The organism is Aestuariibaculum sediminum (assembly GCF_014596945.1).
GTDB lineage: Bacteria > Bacteroidota > Bacteroidia > Flavobacteriales > Flavobacteriaceae > Aestuariibaculum > Aestuariibaculum sediminum.
This window is the reverse complement of sequence record NZ_JACVXB010000004.1, coordinates 373,370-398,393: the sequence shown is the minus strand read 5'-3', so window position 1 is coordinate 398,393 and position 25,024 is coordinate 373,370. Positions and strand designations below refer to the sequence as shown.

At 34.0% G+C, this 25,024-nt stretch carries 18 protein-coding genes; 9 read left to right on the top strand and 9 right to left on the bottom strand.

From position 1 onward, the window contains the following. Position 1: 1 nt before the first annotated feature. The 3 genes from ICJ83_RS11755 to rpsA all read right to left on the bottom strand — a co-directional run bounded on the left by ICJ83_RS11755 (position 2) and on the right by rpsA (position 3,588). Positions 2–931 carry an aspartate carbamoyltransferase catalytic subunit gene (locus tag ICJ83_RS11755; protein WP_188230591.1) on the bottom strand — a complete coding sequence of 310 codons (930 nt, stop codon included), beginning with the start codon at positions 929–931 and terminating at the stop codon, positions 2–4. Positions 932–1,009: 78 nt separating this feature from the next. Next, positions 1,010–1,549, bottom strand: a complete 540-nt coding sequence (gene pyrR, locus ICJ83_RS11750) for a bifunctional pyr operon transcriptional regulator/uracil phosphoribosyltransferase PyrR (protein ID WP_188230590.1) — start codon at positions 1,547–1,549, stop codon at positions 1,010–1,012. Between the two features lie 206 nt (positions 1,550–1,755). Next, positions 1,756–3,588 carry a 30S ribosomal protein S1 gene (gene rpsA, locus ICJ83_RS11745; protein WP_188230589.1) on the bottom strand — a complete coding sequence of 611 codons (1,833 nt, stop codon included), beginning with the start codon at positions 3,586–3,588 and terminating at the stop codon, positions 1,756–1,758. A gap of 296 nt (positions 3,589–3,884) precedes the next feature. Between rpsA and ICJ83_RS11740 the strand changes: the two genes are divergently transcribed. Beyond that, on the top strand, positions 3,885–4,265 hold the full coding sequence (locus tag ICJ83_RS11740) for a LysM peptidoglycan-binding domain-containing protein (RefSeq protein WP_188230588.1): 381 nt from the start codon (positions 3,885–3,887) through the stop codon (positions 4,263–4,265). Between the two features lie 81 nt (positions 4,266–4,346). Here the strand turns inward: ICJ83_RS11740 and cmk are convergent, their stop codons facing one another. Both cmk and porQ read right to left on the bottom strand, forming a co-directional pair. After that, positions 4,347–5,042: a (d)CMP kinase gene (gene cmk / locus ICJ83_RS11735; protein ID WP_188230587.1), complete on the bottom strand. Its 696-nt coding sequence runs from the start codon at positions 5,040–5,042 to the stop codon at positions 4,347–4,349. Position 5,043: 1 nt separating this feature from the next. Further along, positions 5,044–6,063 carry a type IX secretion system protein PorQ gene (gene porQ, locus ICJ83_RS11730; protein ID WP_188230586.1) on the bottom strand — a complete coding sequence of 340 codons (1,020 nt, stop codon included), beginning with the start codon at positions 6,061–6,063 and terminating at the stop codon, positions 5,044–5,046. 183 nt (positions 6,064–6,246) lie between these two features. On the opposite strand from porQ, the gene ICJ83_RS11725 reads away from it, so the two are divergent. Then, positions 6,247–7,416, top strand: coding sequence for a retropepsin-like aspartic protease (locus ICJ83_RS11725; protein ID WP_188230585.1), 1,170 nt, complete (start codon positions 6,247–6,249; stop codon positions 7,414–7,416). A gap of 69 nt (positions 7,417–7,485) precedes the next feature. On the opposite strand, the gene lon is transcribed toward ICJ83_RS11725, so the two are convergent. Both lon and ICJ83_RS11715 read right to left on the bottom strand, forming a co-directional pair. Continuing rightward, complete coding sequence (gene lon / locus ICJ83_RS11720; RefSeq protein WP_188230584.1) at positions 7,486–9,936, bottom strand: endopeptidase La; 2,451 nt, start codon at positions 9,934–9,936, stop codon at positions 7,486–7,488. 178 nt (positions 9,937–10,114) lie between these two features. Then, positions 10,115–10,765, bottom strand: a complete 651-nt coding sequence (locus ICJ83_RS11715; RefSeq protein WP_188230583.1) for a rhomboid family intramembrane serine protease — start codon at positions 10,763–10,765, stop codon at positions 10,115–10,117. Between the two features lie 62 nt (positions 10,766–10,827). Between ICJ83_RS11715 and ICJ83_RS11710 the strand changes: the two genes are divergently transcribed. Further along, entirely contained in the window at positions 10,828–11,709 is an 882-nt protein-coding gene (locus ICJ83_RS11710; protein WP_188230582.1) for a lysophospholipid acyltransferase family protein, read from the top strand. A gap of 95 nt (positions 11,710–11,804) precedes the next feature. On the opposite strand, the gene ICJ83_RS11705 is transcribed toward ICJ83_RS11710, so the two are convergent. Both ICJ83_RS11705 and glmM read right to left on the bottom strand, forming a co-directional pair. Next, positions 11,805–12,320: a DUF3124 domain-containing protein gene (locus tag ICJ83_RS11705; RefSeq protein WP_188230581.1), complete on the bottom strand. Its 516-nt coding sequence runs from the start codon at positions 12,318–12,320 to the stop codon at positions 11,805–11,807. 12 nt (positions 12,321–12,332) lie between these two features. Then, on the bottom strand, positions 12,333–13,727 hold the full coding sequence (gene glmM / locus ICJ83_RS11700) for a phosphoglucosamine mutase (protein ID WP_188230580.1): 1,395 nt from the start codon (positions 13,725–13,727) through the stop codon (positions 12,333–12,335). Between the two features lie 84 nt (positions 13,728–13,811). Here glmM and ICJ83_RS11695 point away from each other — a divergent pair, with 84 nt between their 5' ends. The 6 genes from ICJ83_RS11695 (at position 13,812) to ICJ83_RS11670 (ending at position 24,989) form a co-directional block, all read left to right on the top strand. Next, positions 13,812–14,423, top strand: a complete 612-nt coding sequence (locus ICJ83_RS11695; protein ID WP_188230579.1) for an acyl carrier protein phosphodiesterase — start codon at positions 13,812–13,814, stop codon at positions 14,421–14,423. 183 nt (positions 14,424–14,606) lie between these two features. Continuing rightward, the gene (locus ICJ83_RS11690; RefSeq protein ID WP_188230578.1) at positions 14,607–15,323 is read left to right on the top strand and encodes a hypothetical protein; all 717 of its coding nucleotides are present in this window, start codon (positions 14,607–14,609) and stop codon (positions 15,321–15,323) included. Between the two features lie 520 nt (positions 15,324–15,843). After that, the gene (uvrA, locus tag ICJ83_RS11685; RefSeq protein ID WP_188230577.1) at positions 15,844–18,678 is read left to right on the top strand and encodes an excinuclease ABC subunit UvrA; all 2,835 of its coding nucleotides are present in this window, start codon (positions 15,844–15,846) and stop codon (positions 18,676–18,678) included. A 95-nt stretch (positions 18,679–18,773) separates the two neighbouring features. Continuing rightward, entirely contained in the window at positions 18,774–19,460 is a 687-nt protein-coding gene (locus tag ICJ83_RS11680; RefSeq protein ID WP_188230576.1) for an LOG family protein, read from the top strand. Between the two features lie 187 nt (positions 19,461–19,647). Further along, entirely contained in the window at positions 19,648–22,410 is a 2,763-nt protein-coding gene (locus ICJ83_RS11675; RefSeq protein ID WP_223154756.1) for a metalloprotease, read from the top strand. Between the two features lie 167 nt (positions 22,411–22,577). After that, a complete protein-coding gene (locus ICJ83_RS11670) occupies positions 22,578–24,989 on the top strand; it encodes an alpha-ketoacid dehydrogenase subunit alpha/beta (protein ID WP_188230574.1) in 2,412 nt (803 codons plus the stop codon). Positions 24,990–25,024 lie beyond the last annotated feature (35 nt).

The following is a 25,024-nucleotide window of genomic DNA, read 5'->3' as shown; positions in this document are numbered from 1 at the left end:
ACTATTGTTTTATTTTAGAAGCTAATAAATAAATAACAGCCATTCTTACCGCTACACCATTTTGCACTTGATCTAAAATAATGGCTTGCTTAGAATCGGCAACATCACTCGTTATCTCTACGCCCCGATTAATTGGTCCAGGGTGCATGATAGTAATTTCTTTATCTAATGAATTTAACAGTTCTTTATTTACTCCAAACTGTTGGGTATATTCTCGTGTAGACGGGAAATAACTTATATCCATGCGTTCATTTTGAACACGTAACATATTAGCCACATCACACCAGTTTAATGCCTTTCTGAGGTTAGTTTCTACTTTTACTCCCAATTCATGAATATAGCGAGGAATTAAGGTTTTAGGCCCACAAACCATAACTTCGGCACCTTGCATTTGTAAAGCAAAAATGTTAGATAACGCTACCCTACTGTGTAGAATATCTCCAACAATAACCACCTTTTTTCCGGCTACATCTCCTAACCTTTCACGTATGGAATACGAATCTAATAGGGCCTGTGTAGGGTGTTCATGAGCGCCATCGCCAGCATTTACAATACTCGCTTTTACGTGTTTAGATAGAAACACTCCTGCACCAGGGTTAGGGTGACGCATAACGACCATGTCTACTTTCATAGACAGAATATTATTTACAGTATCAATTAAGGTCTCTCCTTTTTTTACTGATGATTGACCCGATGAAAAATTTAATACATCTGCAGATAAGCGTTTTTCTGCTAATTCGAAAGATAATTTGGTTCGCGTTGAGTTTTCAAAAAACAAATTGGCAATCGTTATATCTCGAAGTGAAGGGACTTTTTTAATAGGCCTGTTGATGACTTCTTTAAAATGGTCGGCAGTTTCAAAAATAAGTTGAATATCTTTTTCCTGAAGATACTTTATACCTAATAAGTGATTTACACTTAATTCGCTCATTTCTAAAATTAAAGGTTAAAAAGTAAAAATTAATAGGACTGTAATTACCTTTTTTAATTTAAACTTCGTTAATAATTTTTATCTTTCTATTAAGTACACGGCGTCTTCCTTGTCGTTTTCTTTCCAGTTTACGCGTACTTTCTCATTGTTAATAACATCCACTTGTCTTCCTCTATAATTAGGCTGAATTGGTAAATGTCTGCTAAAACGCCTGTCTATTAGCGTTAATAACTCGATTTCATTAGGGCGTCCAAACGACTGAATTGCGGTTAACGCTGCCCTTATACTCCGTCCTGTATATAATACATCGTCGATAAATACTATATTTTTATCTTCGACTAAGAAATTTATTTTGGTTTTGTTGGCTTCTAACGTTTTATCGCCTCGTCTAAAATCATCTCTGAAAAACGTAATATCCAAATAACCTAACTGAATATTTTCAACGTTATAATCTTCTCTTAAAATTTTTGCAATTCTATCAGCCAAGTAAATACCACGTGGCTGTAAACCAATAAGTACGGTGTCTGAGAAGTCTTTATGTTTTTCAATAAGTTGACAAGCCAATCGGTGAAGAATGATGTTTACCTCTTTTTCGTTAAGTAAAACTTTTTGACTCATATACTATCCAAACGTGTTTGGAGAGCAAAGTTAGTTAAAAATTTAGAAGTTCAAACCATTATTATTAAACTTTATTTGGTTGTAACCCTAAGCGCTTGTAATAAAATATTTAAGCATCAAGTTTTAATTATGGCATAAAAAAAGCCCCGCGTAAATGCGGGGCTTTTTGTTATTAGGATGGAGATTTCTGCCTGAGCAGGAAATCCTTATTTTTTACCGTCCATTTTGTCTTTAAGAGCTTGTAAAGCATCATTCGCATCACCTAAAGTTGGTTTTGCTTCTGCTGCTTGAGCCTCAGCTTTTCTAGCTGCAGCTTTTACGTTAGCGATTTCTTCTGCTTTAAAGATAGCAGTGTGAGATGCCACTACACGTTTAAACTCTTTATTGAATTCAATAATTTTGAATTCTGCTTCTTCACCTTTCTTAAGTTTGCTTCCGTCTTCTTTTTCTAAGTGACGAGAAGGGATGAATGCAACGATATCTTCGTTAAATTCTACTGTAGCCCCTTTATCAACGATTTCGGCAATTTTACCTGTGTGAACCGTTTCTAAAGCAAACTCAGTTTCATACTTATCCCAAGGGTTAGCAGTAGTTTGCTTGTGACCTAAACTTAGTTTACGTCCTTCAACATCTAACTCTAATACCACAACTTCTAACTCATCTCCAGCTGAACAGAATTCGCTAGGGTGCTTAATTTTCTTAGTCCAAGATAAATCTGAGATATAAATTAATCCGTCGATACCTTCTTCTAATTCAACAAATACACCAAAGTTAGTAAAGTTACGTACAATACCTTTGTGCTTAGAACCTACAGGATACTTAGTAGTAATGTCTGTCCAAGGATCAGCAGATAATTGCTTAATACCTAAAGACATTTTACGCTCTTCTCTATCTAAAGTTAAGATAACAGCTTCAACTTCGTCTCCAACAGATACGAAATCTTGAGCTGAACGTAAGTGCGTAGACCAAGACATTTCAGAAACGTGGATAAGCCCTTCAACACCATCAGCTACTTCAATAAATGCACCGTAATCTGCAATTACAACAACTTTACCTTTTACTTTATCTCCTACAGCAACAGTATCGGCTAAAGCTTCCCATGGGTGTTTGCTTAATTGTTTTAATCCTAATTGGATTCTTGATTTATCTTCGTCAAAATCAAGGATTACAACGTTAAGTTTTTGATCTAACTCAACAATCTCATTTGGATGGTTGATACGAGACCAAGAAAGATCGGTAATGTGGATTAAACCATCTACACCTCCTAAATCGATGAATACACCGTAAGATGTGATGTTTTTAACAACACCTTCTAATACTTGACCTTTTTCTAACTGACCGATAATTTCTTTCTTCTGAATTTCGATATCAGCTTCGATAAGCGCTTTGTGAGATACTACTACATTCTTAAATTCGTGGTTGATTTTAACAACTTTGAATTCCATAGTTTTGTTTACGTACTGATCGTAATCTCTAATTGGCTTAACATCTATTTGAGAACCTGGTAAGAACGCTTCGATACCGAATACGTCTACAATCATACCTCCTTTTGTTCTACACTTAACAAAACCGTTAACGATTTCTCCGGTTTCATTTGCTTTAATTACACGATCCCATGCTTTAATTACACGAGCTTTTCTGTGAGATAATACTAATTGACCTGTTGCGTCTTCACGAACATCGATTAATACTTCAACTTTATCTCCAACAGCTAAATTAGGGTTGTAACGAAACTCGTTTAAAGAAATTACACCTTCAGATTTAGCGTTGATATCGATAATAGCATCTCTATCAGTAATATGTACTACAGTACCTTCAACAACTTCGTCATCTAAAGTATCAACGAAATTCTCAGCTACTAATTTTTCAAATTCTTGTAATTGCTTAGCGTCAACTTCATCAATACCTTCTTGGTAGTTGTGCCAGTTAAACTCTTTTAAGAATTTTTCAGGGTTTGCTTTAGCTTCAGATACTACTGGAGCCTCTACAGATTTTGCTTCTGTTGCTTCAACTTCAGCTTGTTTTGCGTTTTCAGCCATGTGCTGATTAAAATTTTGTATTTTGTATGCTTAGGAAATTCTACACGGCAAACACACAAAAGTGTTATTAAATATTTGATTTTCAATCCTTTTATACTTCCCGAACCGTTAAAAGGAGTGCAAAAATACAAAACATTAATCTAATTACCTAAAAATCAACTATAAAAATAGATGTGACTATTACACACTTCGCTGTGTCTTAATTTTTGACTATATTAAACTTAACATTGTTTTAATCTAGTTATCATTTTTACGTACTACATTGAAACTTAATTAATTTATTAAATTTTTACATTATGGCAGTGAAAGACAAATATCAACCTGTACTGGACTTAGGAACTTCTTTAAATATTCAAAATGGAGATGTTAAAGAAGAAGATGGTAAATTAAAAGTTTGGGGGACAGCGAAAACCCAATACGAAAAGAATTTGTTGTGGGATAAAATAAAAGAAATTGGAGGTGAAAAACCTTCTGATATTATGGCCGATATTAAAGTTGAAGACACAACTGTTTATGCCAGACACACGGTGAAGTCAGGGGAAACCTTAGGAAAAATAGCAAAACATTACTATGGTAATGCTGCAAAATACCAAGCCATTTTTGAGGCGAATACTGATATTTTAAAGAATCCAGATTTAATTCATCCAGGTCAAGAATTAGCAATTCCTAATCTTTAAAACTACTCCTTTTAAAAACATTTCAAAAGCCCCGAATTCACTTTTCCAATATATTGCTATTTGTGTTTTCGTGGCTTTTTTTTAAGCAGTGTTTATTTTGTTATTTACCAACTTTAAAATAACTTGAAACTGCTCCTCTAAACTCATGTTGGAATTGTCAATTTCTATAGCGTCATGTGCCTTTACAAGTGGCGAATCTTCTCTGTGAGTATCTATATAGTCTCGTTCTTGTACATTTTTTAAAACTGCCTGGTATGACACATTATCACCGCGACCTATTAGTTCTTTAAAACGGCGTTCGGCTCTGGTTTCTGCTGAAGCAGTCATAAATAATTTCAATTCAGCATCTGGAAACACAACAGTACCTATATCACGCCCATCCATAACAACACCTTTGTCTTTGCCAAGTTTTTGTTGTTGTTCAACTAATTTTTTACGCACTTCGGAAACTGCAGCTACCTTACTTACCAAATTAGATACATCCAATGATCTAATAGCTTTTTCGATATTTTCATTATTTAAATACACCTCTGCAAAACCCAACTGCTGGTTAAATTTAAAACTGATATTAATCTCGGGTAATTTCGCTATTAAGTCAGACTTATTAAATATTTCAGAACTTACAAAACCTTGTTCCATAGCGAAATACGTTACAGCACGATACATAGCTCCAGTATCCACATAAACGTAACCCAAATGTTTTGCCAACTGTTTAGCTACTGTACTTTTTCCTGTTGATGAAAATCCGTCTATTGCAATTGTAATTTTATTTGTCATTCTATTGTAAATCTATTTGTAAACCAAAAAAGTTTGAGTTGGCTGCACTTGAATATTTCGCATGCGTGTAGCTAAAACGCATTTTATTTAGTTTAATAGAAAACCCTGCCGATAATCCAGAAAAATTACGCTGATCGACTAACCTAAGCTCCTCGCCTCTTCTAAAATTATACCCTACTCTGATATTAAAGCCTCCTTCTGGAAAAACTTCAGCTCCAATTATAGTATGTCGAATAACCTGACCTATAAAACCTATCTCTTCCTCTGTTTGGTTACCACTTAAATCACTGGATACTCTTGAAGGATTTGGCCTGGCTATTGGCCATTCTTGTAAATTTTCTAAAGTTAAGTGCCACCTTAAAGGCACATTTTCTAATGTTTGCGACATACCAAAATCCACTTCAAAAGGTAGATTTTCACGTAAGCCTGCATAGGTTGTTATTTGAGTTCCTAAGTTTCTAACTGCCAAAGCTGCATGAAAATCAATAGCTTCATTTATGTAAAGAAGCCCTAAATCGATCGCAGTACCGAAAGAATTATATTGCTCCAATTTTGACGTGATTAACTTCAGGTTTCCACCAAAATAAAAGTCAGAATACCCAATTTGCAAAGCATAGCCTAAAGACAATGCTGTTTCCCCTCCCGAAAAAGTTCCTGTGGTATTACCATCCTCGTCATAACCATCAAACGAACCGTAATTGATATAGGTTATACCCGCATGAAAAGTTTGTGTTCTTCTATCGAGTGTGTAGGCATAAGCCGCAGTTCCGTAACTAATACCTGCTAAATGACTGCAATAATTTAAAGCTAATTGATTATCCATTTCAGGATTTATAGTAGCAGGATTAAACAGTCCTTGAGTTACATCATAATCGACATTGGTTAACACTTTACCTCCAAGTGCAGCTTGCCTTGGAGAAGATACCAAGTTTAAAAATTGATACGTAGCTTCACCTCCTAATTGAGCATAGGAAAAACAGGAAGTGAACACACTAAACGCAACAATAATTTTCTTTAACATATAAGGCGCAAAGTAAATAAATCTATCTTAAAACGGTAACATGGTTCTTTTATTTTAATAAAAAAAAGATCTGACTAATACATACTAAAGGATATTTCTCCAACTAAATGACTCAGAAATTTATATTTTAGAAGTTTAAAATCCAATGATTGACTTTTAACATTCGTTTTCTAAAATATCACTATGAAATTTAAATTAATCATATTCATTCTTTTTACCTACACTGGCTCGTTTTCGCAACAGGTTAATTTAAACAAAGGAAAGACCCCGAAAGATTTTTTTGAAATCATCCAATTTGAAGTTGTAAAAAACAAAATCATTTTACCGGTAACCATCGCGGATAAAACATATCGCTTTATACTGGATACTGGCGCTCCTAATATGATTTCAAACGAAATTGAAAACCTATTACAACCAAAAAAAGCTAAAATTATTTCCATTACCGATAGCAATAACAAAACAAAACCATTAAAATTAATTACTCTTAAAAATTTAAAACTTGGCGAATCTGAATTTAGAAATATACCAACTTTGGTTTATGATCTTAAAAACGACCCGATCTTTAAATGCTTTGAAATTGATGGGCTTATTGGCAGTAATATGTTACGACATTCAATTCTTAAATTGGATATGCAAGCTAAAACATTAACGCTTACTGATAACACTGAAAAACTAATATTAGACAGGAACAACTTTGAAAAGATTGAATATACCGACAAACAAAGTGGTCCTCGTATTTGGGTGGATTTAAAAGGTAAGGACCAAGGCAAAGAATTAATATTAATTGACACTGGAATGAGCAACCTTTACAGTTTGAGCAAAACCAACTATAATATACTTAAAACCAAAGACATATTCCATATAAAAGGCAAAAGCACAGGTGCTTCTGGCTTGGGCTTATTTGGAGAAACCTCTAAAAATGAGCATCATAAACTTTTACTGCCTTCTTTAAACCTATGCAACGTTAATTTAAGAAATGTTGTAACACAAACCTCAGACGACGACCATTCTAAAATTGGGTCTCAAATTTTACAATATGGCACCTTAACCATTGATTACAAACACAAGAGACTTTATTTCGATACTAAATCCATTACCATTCCTGTGAATTATTCAGATTTAGGGTTTTCATTTAGCGTGAAAAACGAAAATCTTATTATAGGTTTTGTCTGGGACGAAAAATTGAAAAAACAAATAAATTATGGCGATAAAGTTATAGCTATTAATGACCAACCCATAAACTTATGTGAAGTAATTACATCAGAAATAATTTCGAAAGACACGAAAACATTTACTTTAAAAATACTACCCTTAAAAGGCAGAATGTTCGAAATGAAATTATCTAAAAACTAAATGTTTTACTTTTTTTTTATAATTAATCGCAAAAAAAAAGAGGTTGATAAATCAACCTCTTTTAAATTATTATAGTGTTTTTGCTTTATTAACTTTTTGCTTTGTAACAGCAATAGCAATAACTTCACTCATATCGGATACATAATGAAAAGTTAAGCCTTTTAAGTACTCTTGTTTTATCTCTTCAATATCACGTTTGTTTTCTTCGCATAAAATAATTTCTTTGATTTTTGCTCTTTTAGCAGCTAAAATCTTTTCTTTTATTCCACCAACAGGAAGCACTTTACCCCGAAGTGTAATTTCGCCGGTCATTGCTAGGCTTTTCTTAACTTTTTTCTGGGTAAACAATGAAACTAACGATGTTAACATAGTAATCCCTGCACTTGGTCCGTCTTTTGGTGTTGCACCTTCCGGAACGTGAATATGTACATTATATTTATCGAAAACCTCTGGATTTATACCAAACTCATCGGCATTCGCTTTTATATATTCCATAGCTATTGTTGCCGACTCTTTCATCACCTTTCCTAGGTTTCCTGTTATGGTAAGCGCTCCTTTTCCTTTTGATAGAATAGACTCAATAAATAAAATATCACCTCCAACGCTAGTCCAAGCTAAGCCTGTTACAACACCTGCTACGTTATTATTTTCATATTTATCACGCTCCATTTTTGGTCTTCCAAGAACCTCCAAAATATCATCGTTCGATATTTTAACATTATAATCTTCTTCCATAGCAATATTTTTGGCTGCATATCGTACCATTTTTGCTATTTGCTTTTCTAATCCTCGAACACCCGATTCACGCGTATAGCCTTCAACAATCTTTTCTAATTGTGGTTTACCTATTTTTAAATGTGAATCATCTAAGCCATGTTCTTTTAATTGTTTTGGTAATAAATGACGCTTAGCAATCTCCACCTTCTCCTCTATCGTATAACCTGTTACGTTAATAATTTCCATACGATCGCGTAAAGCAGGTTGTATATTACCTAAACTGTTTGAAGTGGCTATAAACATTACCTTAGACAGGTCGTAACCCATTTCCAGGAAATTATCGTAGAATTGGCTGTTTTGCTCAGGATCTAGAACCTCAAGCATCGCTGACGAAGGGTCTCCCTGATGCGAATTTGATAATTTATCAATCTCATCTAACACGAACACCGGGTTTGATGTTCCTGCCTTTTTCAAACTCTGTATAATGCGCCCTGGCATAGCGCCAATATAAGTTTTTCTATGTCCGCGAATTTCAGCCTCATCTCTTAACCCTCCTAAAGAAACACGCACATACTCTCTTCCTAAAGCTTCAGCAATAGACTTTCCTAATGAGGTTTTACCAACCCCAGGAGGTCCATACAAACACAAAATAGGAGACTTCATGTCGTTACGCAATTTAAGAACTGCTAAATATTCAATGATGCGACGTTTTACATCTTCAAGACCAAAATGTTCGCGGTCTAAAATCTTTTTAGCACGCTTCAAATCGAAGTTATCCTGGCTAAATTCGTTCCAAGGTAAATCTAAAAACAACTCTAAATAATTTCGCTGTATAGAATATTCGGCCACTTGTGGATTCATGCGCTGCATTTTCGACAATTCCTTTTCGAAATGTTTTGCAACTTTTTCATCCCATTGCTTTGTTTTAGCCTGCTCACGCATTTCCTCTATTTCTTCTTCATGACTCACCCCACCAAGTTCTTCTTGTATGGTTTTCATTTGCTGATGAAGAAAATATTCACGCTGCTGCTGGCTCATATCCATTTGAACCTTTGACTGAATATCGTTTTTAAGTTCCAATTTTTGAAACTCTATATTCATATATTTCAAAGTTGCCAGCGCACGCTTTTTAAGTTCGTTAATTTCTAATAACGATTGTTTTTCAGCAACCGTTAAATTCATATTAGACGACACAAAATTGATTAAAAACGAATTGCTTTCAATGTTTTTTATTGCAAATGAAGCTTCACTGGGAATATTTGGACTTTCCTTTATAATATTTAAAGCTAACTCCTTTATAGAGTCTATTATTGCCGAAAATTCCTTGTTTTTCTCAGCAGGTTTTGCCTCCGGCAACTCACGAACGGTTGCGGTCATATAAGGTTCCTCTGTAAGAACTTCAGCTACTTTAAAACGTTTTTTACCCTGAATAATAACGGTTACATTACCATCAGGCATTTTTAATACCCGCAATATCTTTGCAACTGTGCCGATTTCATGAATTTCTTTGGCAGAAGGATTCTCTACCAACTCATCTTTTTGAGCGACAACACCTATAATTTTTGAGCCTTTATTCGCATCATTTATCAATTTAATTGATTTATCGCGTCCTGCCGTAATTGGTATAACAACACCCGGAAACAACACCGTATTTCGTAAGGATAAAATAGGTAAGGTTTCGGGCAACTCTTCGTTATTTATTTCTTCTTCGTCTTCAGGCGTCATTAAAGGAATTAACTCTGCATTTTCATCAAAGTCTTGTAATGACAAACTGTCAAGTGTAATAAAATTTGATTTTTTCATATCTATATTTGAGTCATTCTGTCAGTTTACAGAATAACTATTATGTATTAATATTTTGCAACTTTCCGCAATTATTTAGTACTCAAACTATTTAATCGCAAAATTACGTTACTCTTCATAATAAAAGACAATTCTTATGCCATAAACCTAAAAAGGCAGCTATATTTTAATGAAGTCATTAGATTTTGCCGGATTTCCTTAAGACATAAAGTAACACAATAGGAATAGCTAACAATACAATCATTAATAAATGCTCTCGAAATAACCATGGCGCCAACAAAAGTGTAATTACATAACCACCAACAGCGCCACCAAAATGCGCATCGTGACCAATATTTCCAACACGCTTTTTCATACCATAAATAGAATACAACAAATAGCCTATACCAAAAATATAAGCTGGAATTGGAATAGGTACAAAAAACAAGAACAAACTCATATCAGGACGCAACAGAATAGCAGAATACAATATACCTGTTACTGCCCCACTAGCCCCAACAGCACTATAATGGTATTCGTTTTTATGGAAATACAAAGCCAATAAATTACCAAACAACAAACTACCAACATAAATAATTAAAAAGTTTACAGTGCCTAAATACGCTAATACCGGGTTAGCAAAAAAATACAATGTCAACATATTAAATATAAGATGTTGCATATCTACATGTAAAAAAGCAGAACTAAACAATCTTATTTTCTCTCCGCGTTGCACACTGCCCACCTGAAATTTGTATTTATCAAAAAAAGAATAGTCTCCAAATCCTTTATAAGAGATTAAAACATTAGCTACTATAATTATAATGGTTACAATACTTAAATTCCCCATAAAGCGTAAAACTTGTTTTTTAAATTAGTATATATTTGCCGTTACAAATCTAAAATTAATTCATGCAATTTATAGCATATATTCTGGTTTATCCAATTTTATGGATGGTTTCAATATTACCTTTTCGTTTACTTTACTTAGTATCAGACGGTTTATACCTGTTAATGTTCTATATTATAGGCTATCGAAAAAAAGTGGTAAAAAGTAATCTTAAATTGGTGTTTCCAGAAAAAAGTGATGCTGAAATTAAAACCATTACAAAAAAATTCTATCATCATTTGTGTGATATGTTTTTAGAAATGGCTAAAACATTAACAATCTCAGAAAAACAATTAAAGGAACGTTTTAAAGTAAAAAATCCTGAAGAGTTCCAACGCTTAGAAAAGTTAAATCGCAGTGTTATATTAATGTTTGGTCATTATGCAAGTTGGGAATGGTCTCTAGAATTGCAGCGGCACACGAGTTTTAATGGCTTAGCCGTATACAAAAAACTATCTAACAAATATTTTGATGCTTTGGTTAGAAGAATGCGGTCTAAATACAATACCGAATTAATAAGCACCAAAGAAACTATTGCTACTATTACTCAATATGAAAATAAAAATATTAAAAGCATCATAGGTTTTCTAAGTGACCAATCGCCGAGATTATCTAAAGAGGTTTACTGGGGGGATTTTATGGGAATAACAGTTCCTTGTTATACAGGAGCAGAGCGATTAGCAAAAAAATTAGATTTGCCAACAGCCTTTTTAAAAGTTACTAAAATAAAACGCGGTTACTACGAAGCCGAGTTAAAAACCTTAGCTGAAGATAGTAAGTCTTACAATGATTACGAACTTACTGATTTATTTTTGAGAGAAGTTGAAAAACAAATCGATGAAGCTCCTGAATTTTATTTCTGGACCCATAAACGCTGGAAATACAAAGACCGTAAACCTGATTAAAAAATGAGTTTTTTATAAAAAAAGCTATTTCGAATGTAAAGAAATATTCTGCCACATTGGAAATAGCTTTAATGTTTATCTCAAATAAAAACTAATTAACGTTGAATTTCTTTTCCTTGCGTGGTAAATGAAATCCCTTGCTGACCAGAAGTAGAAATCATAACGCTTTCAAAAAAAGGTAAGCTCGAGTCTGGTTTCACTTTCCAATCAAATAAAAAGTTAGCGCCCGACCCACCTTCTTTGTCATGTTCATCTATAACAATTTCAACAGTTTCCATAGGAGCCACGTAAATGGTATTTTTAAAATATGTTCTAATCGCATTGCCGTGGGTGTCGTAATAAACCGCCTTATCTATATAGATAGTATCGGAAACATTTATATTCCTAATGCTAACTGTAGCTGTTAAACTGTGTAATCGATGTTCAGTTTCGCTATAAATTGCTGAATAAACCGACAAATAAGTTTGTCCCTGAATTAGAGAATCCTGCAACTTGGCTTTAACCATACGATTCCTCCAATTAACTTCATCTACAGAACTATAAGTCTTCTCGTTCTTACATGACTGCAAAAAGAACAAAGCTATACTAATGGTAATTATTTTTGAAGTCATATGTTTTAGGTTTTAATTATCAGGTTCTGCAATATCGCTTATTTCGGCAATAAATTTATCAGCTAACGCATCAGCTTCACTTTGTGATTTAGCTTCGGTATAAATTCTAATAATTGGTTCGGTATTACTTTTTCTTAAATGTACCCAATTTTCAGGAAAATCAATTTTCACACCATCAATTGTTGTTAGCTGTTCATCTTTATATCGCGATTCTATCGTTTCCAAAATGGCATCTACATCCAATTCGGGAGTCAATTCGATTTTCTTTTTACTCATAAAGTAATTCGGATACGTGTTTCTAAGTTCACTAACCGATGTTTTTCTTTCTGCTAGAAGACTTAAAAATAAGGCTACTCCAACTAAGGCATCTCTTCCATAGTGTGCTTGGGGATATATTATACCACCGTTACCTTCACCACCAATCACTACCTTGTTTTGCTTCATTAGCTTTACTACATTAACTTCTCCAACAGCACTCGCTTGGTAAGTTCCGCCATACTTTTCAGTAACGTCACGCAATGCTCTGGTAGAACTCATGTTACTCACAGTATTTCCGGGCGTTTTACTAAGTACGTAATCTGCACAAGCCACTAAGGTGTATTCTTCTCCAAACATCTCGCCATTTTCATCAACGAAGGCTAAGCGATCTACGTCTGGATCGACTACAATACCAAAATCAGCACGTTCTTCAACCACTTTCTTAGATAATTCAGTTAAATGCTCTTTTAATGGCTCTGGGTTATGAGGAAAATGCCCATTAGGCTCACAATACAGCTTTATAACCTCGACACCTAATCGCTCTAAAAGTAACGGAATTGCCCAGCCACCTGTTGAGTTTACACCATCAACTACAACTTTAAAACGTGCTTCTTCAATTGGGTTTACGGTTACAAGAGGCAAATCGAGTACTTCTATAATATGTAAATCAATATAAGCTTTATTTTTAGTGATTTTACCTAAATTATCGATATCGGAAAAAGTTACTGTATTACTTTCTGCTATTTCTAAAATTTTAGCGCCTTCAACTCCATCCAAAAATTCGCCATTGGCATTTAATAACTTTAAAGCATTCCATTGTTTAGGATTATGACTGGCAGTTAAAATAATTCCTCCATCGGCATGTTCCATGGGCACTGCAACCTCTACGGTAGGTGTGGTTGAAAGTCCTATATCTACAACATGAATTCCCATTCCTACTAAAGTATTCATTACCAAATCCTGAATCATTTTACCAGAAATACGGGCATCTCTACCAACAACAACTTTATAATCGGTTTTGTCTCGCTGCTGTTTAACCCATGTTCCGTAAGCCGCGGCATACTTAACGGCATCAATAGGGGTTAAATTATCACCAACGTTACCGCCAATAGTTCCTCTAATTCCTGAAATTGATTTTATTAGTGTCATTAATTTATTCTGTTTAATTTAGTTCAAAACAAATATACAATTACAAAATTGTAATTCTTAAAACCTAATTCGTAAATTTCACAAATGAATTACTTAGCCCATATATACCTTTCAGGAGAAAACGAATTAGTTACCATTGGAAATTTTATCGCCGATGGCATAAAAGGTAAATCCTACAAAACATACGATAAAGAAATACAAACAGGTATTTTACTTCATCGCCAAATCGACACCTTTACCGATGCGCATCCGGTAGTTAGACAAAGCACTAAACGTTTACACGAAAAATACGGGCATTACTCGGGAATTATTGTTGATATACTTTATGATCATTTTTTAGCTAAAAACTGGAATCAATACCACAAGAAACCATTAAAACAATACACCGACGCTTTTTATGATTCACTTGAAACGCATTACGACATTCTTCCGTTACGTATTCAAAAAATGATGCCTTACATGCTCACCGACAACTGGCTTTTAAGTTACGCTTCTATTGATGGTATAGCTCGAGTATTAGATGGAATGAACCGGCGAACTCAACAAAAATCTGGTATGAATGAAGCTGTAATTGAACTTGAAGCTTTTTATGATGAATTTGAATCTGAATTTTCTATATTTTTTGATGAGCTTATTGCATTTTCTAAGGAAAAGTTAATGGATTACGCCGAACTTTTTAAAATTCAAGTCGCTTAAAGCTAATCCTTGTATTTTTAGTTACATTCATTAACCAGAAATATCGCCGCTATAATACAGTTTATCGAAAACTTTAAAAACGAAGTGTTTTTAATCTAAATTATTTCTTCAAACCATTAGTTATTAATATTTTAGAAAATCATACTAGTCAATAATCCGAATCCCCTTCATTATAAAACACAAATGAAAATAAAAAAAGGCTTAAAAATAACGTTTGGAGTACTCGTGTTTCTAACCCTGCCAAGTCTTTTGCTATTCGGGTTCATGTATTTTAAATATAATGAAGAACTTCCTTCTGGCACTAAAGGTGAAGCCGCCGACCAATTTGCTAAAGAAATGCTACACGCATTAGATTACGACGCCTACCAAGATACATCTATAATTGAGTGGACTTTTAATAAAAGACACCATTTTGAATGGAACAAGCGTTTAAATACATGCAAAGTTTACTGGAAAGAATACAGAGTAGATTTAAACTTTAACAACCCAAATAATCATAAAGCATACGTACATAGTTTTATTGCTAATGGAGATTTATCGGAATCACTCATAAAAAAGGCTGTAAAATATTTTAATAATGACTCCTTTTGGTTAGTAGCACCGTATAAACTGTTTGATAAAGGTTGTGAGCGTCGATTAGTTAATCTAAAAAACAATAAAAAGGGACTTTTGGTAACTTACACAACAGGAGGGTCGACACCAGGAGACTCCTATTTGTGGCTTCTAGACGAATCAGGCAAACCCAAATCATTTAAAATGTGGACCTCTATTTTACCTATAAATGGCCTTGAAGCATCGTGGTCGGACTGGATTGTAACAAAAACAGGAGCTCAACTTCCAACTTTTCATAAATTTCTTTTCATCGGATTGGAAATAACCGACATAAAAACAAGTAACTAAATCTTACATTTCTTAAAAAAATGTTAAATATTTAACAATTGTTAATTTTTAAAAATCACACCAAATAAGGGTTTTCAATAAATTTATATACGTTCATGGTAAAAACACCCTTAAAAAAACACCTTTAAACGGTAATAACTATAATTTAAATTAAATTACCCCTTATAATTTTAGGGTGTTTAGGCTCTAGTTTAAAACTCCACATATCCTTCCGCATTCAAATTGATTTGCGTATTTCATTTAACTCGTTTACATTAGACAAAATTTAAAATACTTAACCTAGGTTAAGTTATTTGAATTAAAACATTATGTTTTTGATTTTAGACATTGTGTAACGCAGATTTTGGCTTTCACTTTAACTAATTCTCTAAAACAACAATACTTTATCAACTAACTAAAATTTCACCAATTAAGCCGTATTTATAAATACGGCTTTTTTTTATGGATATTTCATAAATTCAGGAAGACAGTTAATTATTAATTAACTACTAATATTGTAACTTTGTCGTTTTGCCATTATATGAGTCCATTTGAAGAATTTATAGAAGTAAAAGGAGCGCGAGTTCATAATTTAAAAAACATTGATGTTTCCATACCTCGTGAAAAATTAGTTGTTATAACAGGTTTATCGGGTAGCGGAAAATCATCATTAGCTTTCGATACGATTTACGCTGAAGGACAACGGCGTTACATCGAAACATTTTCGGCGTATGCCAGACAGTTTCTTGGGGGATTGGAACGCCCCGATGTTGATAAAATCGATGGTTTATCGCCTGTAATTGCTATCGAACAAAAAACCACAAGTAAATCTCCGCGGTCAACCGTTGGAACTATTACTGAAATTTACGATTTCCTTCGCTTGCTTTTTGCACGTGCCAGTGATGCTTACAGCTACAATACTGGGGACAAAATGGTAAGTTATAGTGATGAACAAATTAAAGAGCTTATTATAAAAAATTTTAAAGGGAAACGCATAAATGTTTTAGCTCCTGTAATTCGTTCCAGAAAAGGCCATTACCGAGAACTGTTTGAACAAATTGCTAAACAAGGTTTTGTAAAAGTAAGGGCCGACGGTGAAATTCAAGATCTTAAAAAAGGCATGAAACTCGACCGTTACAAAACCCATGATATTGAAATTGTAATCGATCGTTTAGTTATTGATGATTCAGACGATAACGATAAGCGTCTTTCCGAAACAATCAATACGGCAATGTATCATGGTGATGATGTTCTAATGATACTCGATCAGGACACGGGCGAGGTGCGATATTTTAGCAGAAATTTAATGTGTCCGTCTACCGGAATATCTTACCCCAATCCAGAACCAAACAATTTTTCTTTCAACTCCCCTAAAGGAGCTTGTCCCGCCTGTAACGGCATTGGAACTTTAAGAAAAGTTAATGAGCTTAAAATTGTACCCGACGATACGCTTTCCATAAAAAATGGCGCTTTAGCACCCCATGGACCAGAAAAAAACAGCTGGATATTCAAACAGTTAAACACCATAGCACAACGCTATAACTTTAGCTTATCTGATGCTTATAAAGATATTCCTAACGAAGCTAAGCAAATGATTCTTTATGGTGGTAATGAAAAATTTTCTGTAGAAAGTAAAAGTTTAGGAGTAACCCGAGATTATAAAATAGATTTTGAAGGTGTTGCTAATTTTATCGAAAACCAATATAAAATAGCTGAAACAACCACACTTAAACGATGGGCAAAAGGCTATATGGATAAAATTGAATGTCCGGAGTGCCATGGAAGTCGTCTTAAAAAGGAATCCCTATATTTCAAATTAAACGAAAAAAACATTGCAGAACTTGCCAATACCGATATTTCGGAGTTAGCTTTATGGTTTAATGATTTACATAATCATCTATCTGAAAAGCAATTTAAAATAGCCGAAGAAGTTCTTAAAGAAATAAAATCAAGGCTTCAGTTTTTACTGGATGTTGGTTTAAACTATTTATCTTTAAACAGAAGCTCAAAGTCTCTTTCTGGTGGCGAGGCTCAACGTATTCGTTTAGCAACTCAAATTGGTTCTCAGTTGGTGGGAGTTCTATATATCTTAGACGAGCCTAGTATTGGTTTACATCAAAGAGACAACGAAAAACTAATCAATTCATTGATATCTCTTCGAGATATTGGTAATTCAGTTGTTGTAGTTGAGCATGATAAAGACATGATTGAGCGTGCCGATTATGTTATAGATATTGGTCCTAAAGCTGGTAAACATGGAGGCCAAATAATTAGCATAGGCACACCAAAAGAACTTTTAACACACCAAACCCTAACTGCTGATTATTTAAACGGTACAAAAGAAATTGAAATCCCAGAAAAACGCCGTGAAGGAAATGGGAAATTTCTTGAACTAAAGGGGTGTACAGGAAATAATTTAAAGAATATATCGGTAAAATTTCCTCTTGGTAAAATGATTGGCGTCACTGGTGTTTCGGGTAGCGGTAAATCTACTTTAATTAACGAAACTTTATACCCTATTTTAAATGCCCATTATTTTAATGGTGTAAAAAAACCAATGCCTTATAAAAGTATTAAAGGTTTAGAACATATTGATAAAGTTATTGATATTAACCAATCCCCTATTGGACGAACCCCTAGAAGTAATCCTGCGACTTACACAGGTGTTTTTAGTGAAATTCGCAGCCTATTCTCAAAAATTCCGGAAGCCATGATTCGTGGCTATAAACCTGGCCGTTTTAGTTTTAATGTAAAAGGCGGACGATGCGAAACTTGTCAAGGTGGCGGATTAAAAGTTATTGAAATGAACTTTTTACCCGATGTTTACGTCGAATGTGAAACTTGCCAGGGCAAACGTTTCAACAGAGAAACCCTAGAAATTCGCTATAAAGGAAAATCGATAAGTGACGTTTTAAATATGACCATAAACGAAGCTGTAGAATTCTTCGAGCACATACCTAAAATATATAACAAACTAAAAACCATTAAAGATGTAGGCCTTGGCTACATAACTTTAGGACAGCAAAGCACAACGCTTTCTGGTGGTGAAGCACAACGAATAAAGTTAGCAACAGAATTAAGTAAACGAGACACAGGAAATACGTTTTATATTTTAGATGAGCCTACCACAGGGTTACATTTTGAAGACATTAGAGTGTTAATGATTGTTCTTAATAAATTGGCAAACAAAGGCAATACCGTTTTAATCATTGAGCATAATTTAGATGTTATAAAAACTGTTGACCACATCATTGATATTGGTTACGAAGGAGGTAAAGGCGGCGGAAAGGTAGTAGTAGAAGGCTCTCCTGAAACTGTGGCTCAACATAAAAAAAGTTACACCGCTAAATTCTTAAGAAAAGAGCTCGGTCTTTAATTAAAAACCCTTTTTACGTTTGCTTTTCAAAATTTAGAAAGCTAAATTTGAGCAATTCCCTGATTTTACAGGAAAGTTCTGAAATAAAATAACATATGAGAAAGAATCAACATCCCAAAGGATGGAATGCGATTAAGACAAATGATTCATGGGCAATTTTCAAAATAATGGGCGAATTTGTCAATGGTTTTGAAAAAATGAGTAAAATAGGGCCATGCGTATCTATATTTGGTTCGGCAAGAACAAAATCTAATCAAAAATATTATCAATTAGCCGAACGCGTAGCTAAAAGTATTGTTGAAGCTGGTTACGGCGTTATAACAGGCGGTGGTCCAGGGATTATGGAGGCTGGAAATAAAGGCGCTCATATTGGTGGCGGAACTTCAGTAGGTTTAAATATTGAACTACCTTTCGAACAACATGATAATCCTTATATCGACCCTGATAAAAGCCTGGATTTTGATTATTTTTTTGTTAGAAAAGTCATGTTCGTTAAATATTCACAAGGCTTTGTAGTTATGCCTGGTGGTTTTGGAACATTAGATGAGTTGTTTGAGGCTCTAACGCTTATTCAAACGCATAAAATAGAAAAATTTCCAATTATTTTAGTAGGTACCGATTTTTGGGAAGGCCTTATGGACTGGATAAAATCAACATTAGTCAGCTTCGGAAATATTAGTCCAGAAGATTTGGATTTAATCCATTTAGTTGATTCTGAAAAGGAAGTTGTAAAAATATTAGATAGCTTTTATAAGGAATCCGGTTTAAGTCCTAATTTTTAAAATGAATGCAGGTAGCATGTCGTATGTTATCTTTATTCAATCCTTTTCAAATACGTAATTGTATTTGCTATATTGCCATATGTAAACATTTAGTTACTTCTCAATGATTAATTACAAATTGAACATATTTTTTTCATGCTTAATATGTAGCCTGTTTTTTGGACTAAGGGGTTTAAGTCAAAATAAAATGCGCTTAAATGCTAAATTTAATATTGAAAAAAAAGAAATTATTATTTCTCAGAATATTCAATATAAAAACACTTCCAACGATACGCTTCAGTCTATATATTTGAATAACTGGAGTAACTCATATGCTACTAAAACAACACCTTTAGCGAAACGTATTGCCGACGAATACAGAAATGAATTTCATTTAGCCAAAAACGATGAGCGAGGATTTTCCATTGTCACTTCAATTAAAAGCAATGAGACAGCATTAATGTATCATGAGGTTAAGAACCAAATCGACGTTTTAAAAGTTAAATTAAACTCAGTACTACAACCGGGAGAAACTTATAGCATCGACTTAGAATATACAGTGCAATTGCCTAGCGATAAATTTACTGGGTACGGCATTTCGAAATCTGGAGATTTAAACCTGAGATATTGGTATATTACCCCAGCCCTTTACAATGGTAGTTGGCATTATTATAGCAATAAAGATTTAAATGATCTCTATATTCCAAAATCGGATATTGAACTTATTTTAAATGTACCAAAAGGATATACCGTTATTTCCGATTTAGATGAAATTAACACACTTCAAACCTCCTATCATCAAGAGATTACTTTTCAAGGAAAAAACAGAATCAATAATAAATTATTTATAACCAAAACTTCAAATTTTAATACTGTTGAAACTAATGAGTTTTCAATAGTTTCCGATATTGATGATGAAGGCATTGAGCTTATTGAAAAAATATTAATAAACGAAAAGATTATAAAGCATCTTACCAAAACATTTGGTGCATATCCCCATAAAAAACTATTTGCTACACAAATTGATTATGATAAAAATCCAGTGTATGGCTTAAATTTTCTACCCAGCTTTTTAAAAACATATCCAAGCACATTTATCTATGAATTAAAACTATTAAAAGTTGCACTCCGTAATTATTTAGAAAACACATTACTTTTAAACCCCCGCAAAGACCAGTGGCTAATAGATGGCATAGAAACATTCTATTTAATAAACTATGTGGAAGAAAACTATCCGAACATAAAATTTTTAGGGTCGTTAGCAGACTTTTGGGGTGTACGTTCTTTTCATGCCGCAGACATGCGATTTAATGACAAGTACAACTTGGCATACATGATTATGGCGAGAACCAACAGAGATCAACCACTAACTATGGCTAAAGACTCTTTGTTGAAATTTAATTCCAATATTGCAAACAAATATAAAGCGGGAATTGGATTAAAATATTTAGACGACTTTATCAACAGCGATATCGTAGAAAAGACCATTGAATCTTTTGTACGCGAATATAAATTACAACCTCTTGAATCCATTGCATTTGAAGACTATATAAAGGCTAGAACCAGCAAAAACATCGATTGGTTTTTTAAAGACTATTTGACCACAAGAAAAAAACTAGACTTTAAAATTAAAAAAGTTAGCAAAACCGACGACTCCATAACTTTAACTGTTAAAAATAAGAGACGCAATAGTATGCCAGTACCGCTGTATACTTTGAACAACGATAGTATTATTTCTAAAACATGGATAGAAAATATTAATTCTAACAAAACACTAACCATCCCTAGAAATGACGCTAACAAATTGGTTTTAAATTACAATAGCATATTACCTGAAATTAACGAAAGAGATAATTGGAAATCGTTAAAAGGATTTTTCTTTAATAACAAGCCACTTCAATTTAGATTATTTAAAGATATTGAGGATCCGTACTACAATCAGGTATTTTTAATGCCATTACTTGAGTTTAACAATATTTACGATGGATTTACATTAGGGGTTAAAGCATATAATAAAACCCTCTTAAGAAAAAGGTTCAGCTATAAGTTCTCACCGCAATACGCTTTTAAATCTAGATCTTTTACGGGCTCGGGTGTTGTTTCCATGACTCATTATCTTGAAAACAGAGACTTGTATGCTATAAACTATGGCTTAGTTGGCGGCTACAGCTCCTATGCACCAGATTTGTTTGTCAGACAAATTACGCCATCCTTATCTTTTTTGTTTAGAGAAGATGATAACTTCCGCTCAAATAAGCGTCAATTGTTATCCTTTAGATATATAGATATTCATCGCGACAAAGACATTAATAATATTTACACGAGCGATGAGCCTAATTATAATGTGTTTAATGCTCGATTTGTTCATTCTAATGACAATTTGATAAACTACAACAGGTGGTATACCGATTTACAAATTGGTAAAACCTTTAGCAAACTTGCCTTTAATTTCGAATATCGACATCTATTTCAAAATAATAGACAGCTTAATTTAAGATTATATTCCGGAGCGTTCTTAAGCAACACAAATGATATTAATTCCGACTATTTTAGTTTTGCACTAGACAGACCAACCGATTATTTATTTGAGCTTCCTTATTTAGGGCGCTCAGAAAGTTCAGGTATTTTCAGCCAGCAGTATATAGAAGCCGAAGGTGGTTTCAAATCAAAACTTCAACCTTCATTCGCTAATCAATGGATGTCAACCATGAATGTTAGCACCACTATATGGCGGTATATTTTAGCCTATGGCGATATCGGGTTTGTTAAAAATAAATTTAATTCGCCCGAATTTGTTTACGATTCTGGTATTCGCGTTAACTTGGTAACCGACTATTTCGAACTCTATTTTCCTGTTTATTCGAATTTAGGATGGGAAATAAGTCATGCTCATTATGCCGAAAAAATAAGAATAAAATTCACTTTAGACCCCCAAGTCCTACTTGGCTTATTTAGACGTCGTTGGTTTTAATTGATTACATAATTTTCACTCATTCATTTGTTTAAATAAATATAATTCAATCAAAACCGTTTAAAATTCTTTTTTTTAGAAAATTGTTAATTTCTTTGAATTAATTATAATTGCATAACCCATAAAGATTAACTACTTTTGCAGAAAGTTTAAAAGAGGTATTTAACATGCAATCAATTCCAGATTTGAAAAACAACATCTCATTCGAAGATTTTAAAACAGAAGTTTTAAACGATTATAAAATAGCAGTGAGAAGTCGGGAATGCAGTTTGCTAGGTCGACGCGAAGTATTAACTGGAAAAGCTAAATTCGGAATCTTTGGCGACGGTAAAGAAGTACCTCAATTAGCCATGGCTAAAGCCTTTAAAAAGGGGGATTGGCGCTCAGGTTATTACCGTGATCAAACTTTTATGATGGCAATTGGTGAATTAACGGCTGAACAATTTTTTGCTGGTTTATATGCCAATACCGATTTGGAACAAGAACCTATGTCGGCTGGTCGACAAATGGGAGGTCACTTCGTTACACACAGTTTGAATAACGACGGTAGTTGGAAAAACTTAACCAAACAGTACAATTCTAGTGCAGACATCTCTCCTACTGCAGGACAAATGCCTCGTTTACTTGGCTTAGCTCAAGCCTCTAAAATATTCAGAAATGTTCCTGGTATTAATGCTTCAAATTTTTCAGAAAGTGGAAATGAAGTAGCTTGGGGAACTATTGGAAATGCAAGCACCAGTGAAGGTTTGTTTTTTGAAACCATAAACGCAGCGGGTGTGTTACAAGTACCTATGGTTATAAGTGTGTGGGATGATGAATATGGTATTTCGGTACATGCTAAGCATCAAACCACAAAAGAAAATATCTCTGAAATTCTATCAGGATTTCAACGTGATGAGAACGGCAAAGGCTACGAGATATTAAGAGTAAAAGGTTGGGATTATGCAAATTTAATTCAAACCTATCAGGAGGCTGGAGAAATAGCCCGCTCTGAACATGTCCCTGTTCTTATTCACGTAACCGAATTAACACAGCCCCAAGGGCATTCAACTTCCGGCTCACACGAACGTTATAAATCTCCGGAACGTCTTAATTGGGAAACCGAGCATGACTGTAACGAAAAAATGCGAAAATGGTTGATTAGCAACGATATTGCTACTAATGAAGATTTAACGGAAATTGAGCGCATCATTAAGCGTGAAGTGAAAGAGGCCAAACGTAAGGCATGGACAACCTTTTTAAAACCCATTGCTAGCGATCAACGCGAGTTAGTTTCTATATTGAAACAGTTGGGTGAAACTAGCGAAAACGGCGTTTTTATCAATAAAATTCAAGAAAGCTTAGCGGCTATAGACGAACCTACCAGAAAGGATCTTCTTTCTCATGGCCGTCGTGCTTTAAGACATACTTTAGGTGAAAATTCAGCTAAAAAAGATCAATTACTACAGTGGATAGACAAATATCTTGAAGAAACACAACCTAAATTCAGTTCTCATTTATATTCCGAAACAGAACAATCTAATGTTCTTATAAAGGAAGTGAAACCAACTTATGATGAAAAGGCACAACAAGTAGATGGCAGAATTATTTTACGTGATAATTTTGATGCTATCTTCAATAAATATCCTGAAGCACTAATTTTTGGTGAGGACACAGGAAATATTGGTGACGTTAATCAAGGTCTCGAAGGGTTACAAAAAAAATATGGAGAACTACGTATTGCTGATGCAGGTATTCGTGAAGCCACCATTGTTGGACAAGGAATTGGAATGGCGCTTAGAGGATTAAAACCTATTGCCGAAATACAATACCTTGACTATTTAATGTATGCCTTACAAATTATAAGTGACGATTTAGCAACAGTACACTATAGAACAAAAGGTAAACAAAAAGCACCATTAATCGTAAGAACTCGTGGTCACCGACTTGAAGGCATTTGGCACTCAGGTTCGCAGATGGGTGGTATATTAAATCTAGTTCGAGGCGTTCACGTTTTAGTGCCTAGAAACATGACCAAAGCGGCTGGTTTTTACAATACCCTTTTACAAGGTGATGATCCTGCTATAGTTGTAGAATGCTTAAATGGTTACCGATTAAAAGAGAAAATGCCAAACAACCTGGGGTATTTAAAAACTCCTATCGGTGTTGTTGAAACCGTAAAAGAAGGAACCGATATTACTTTAGTTTCTTATGGATCAACACTTCGAATTGTTGAGCAAGTAGCAAACGAACTTTTAGCCCTTGGTATTGATGCCGAAGTTATTGATGTACAATCATTACTTCCATTCGACTTAAATCATGACATCCTAAAAAGTATCAAAAAAACCAATCGCGTAATGGTAATTGATGAAGATGTTCCTGGTGGTGCTTCAGCTTATATTTTAAATGAAATATTAAATAAGCAAAATGCTTATCAGTATTTAGATAGTCAGCCTAAAACATTGTCTGCAAAAGAGCACAGACCCGCTTATGGTAATGATGGAGATTATTTCTCTAAGCCATCAGCTGAAGATATTTTTGAAGCCATCTATGCTGTAATGCACGAAACAAATCCAGAAGAATTTCCGAAACTTCGTTAAATTAACGTATATTTATTTTTAAAATAAACAACGTT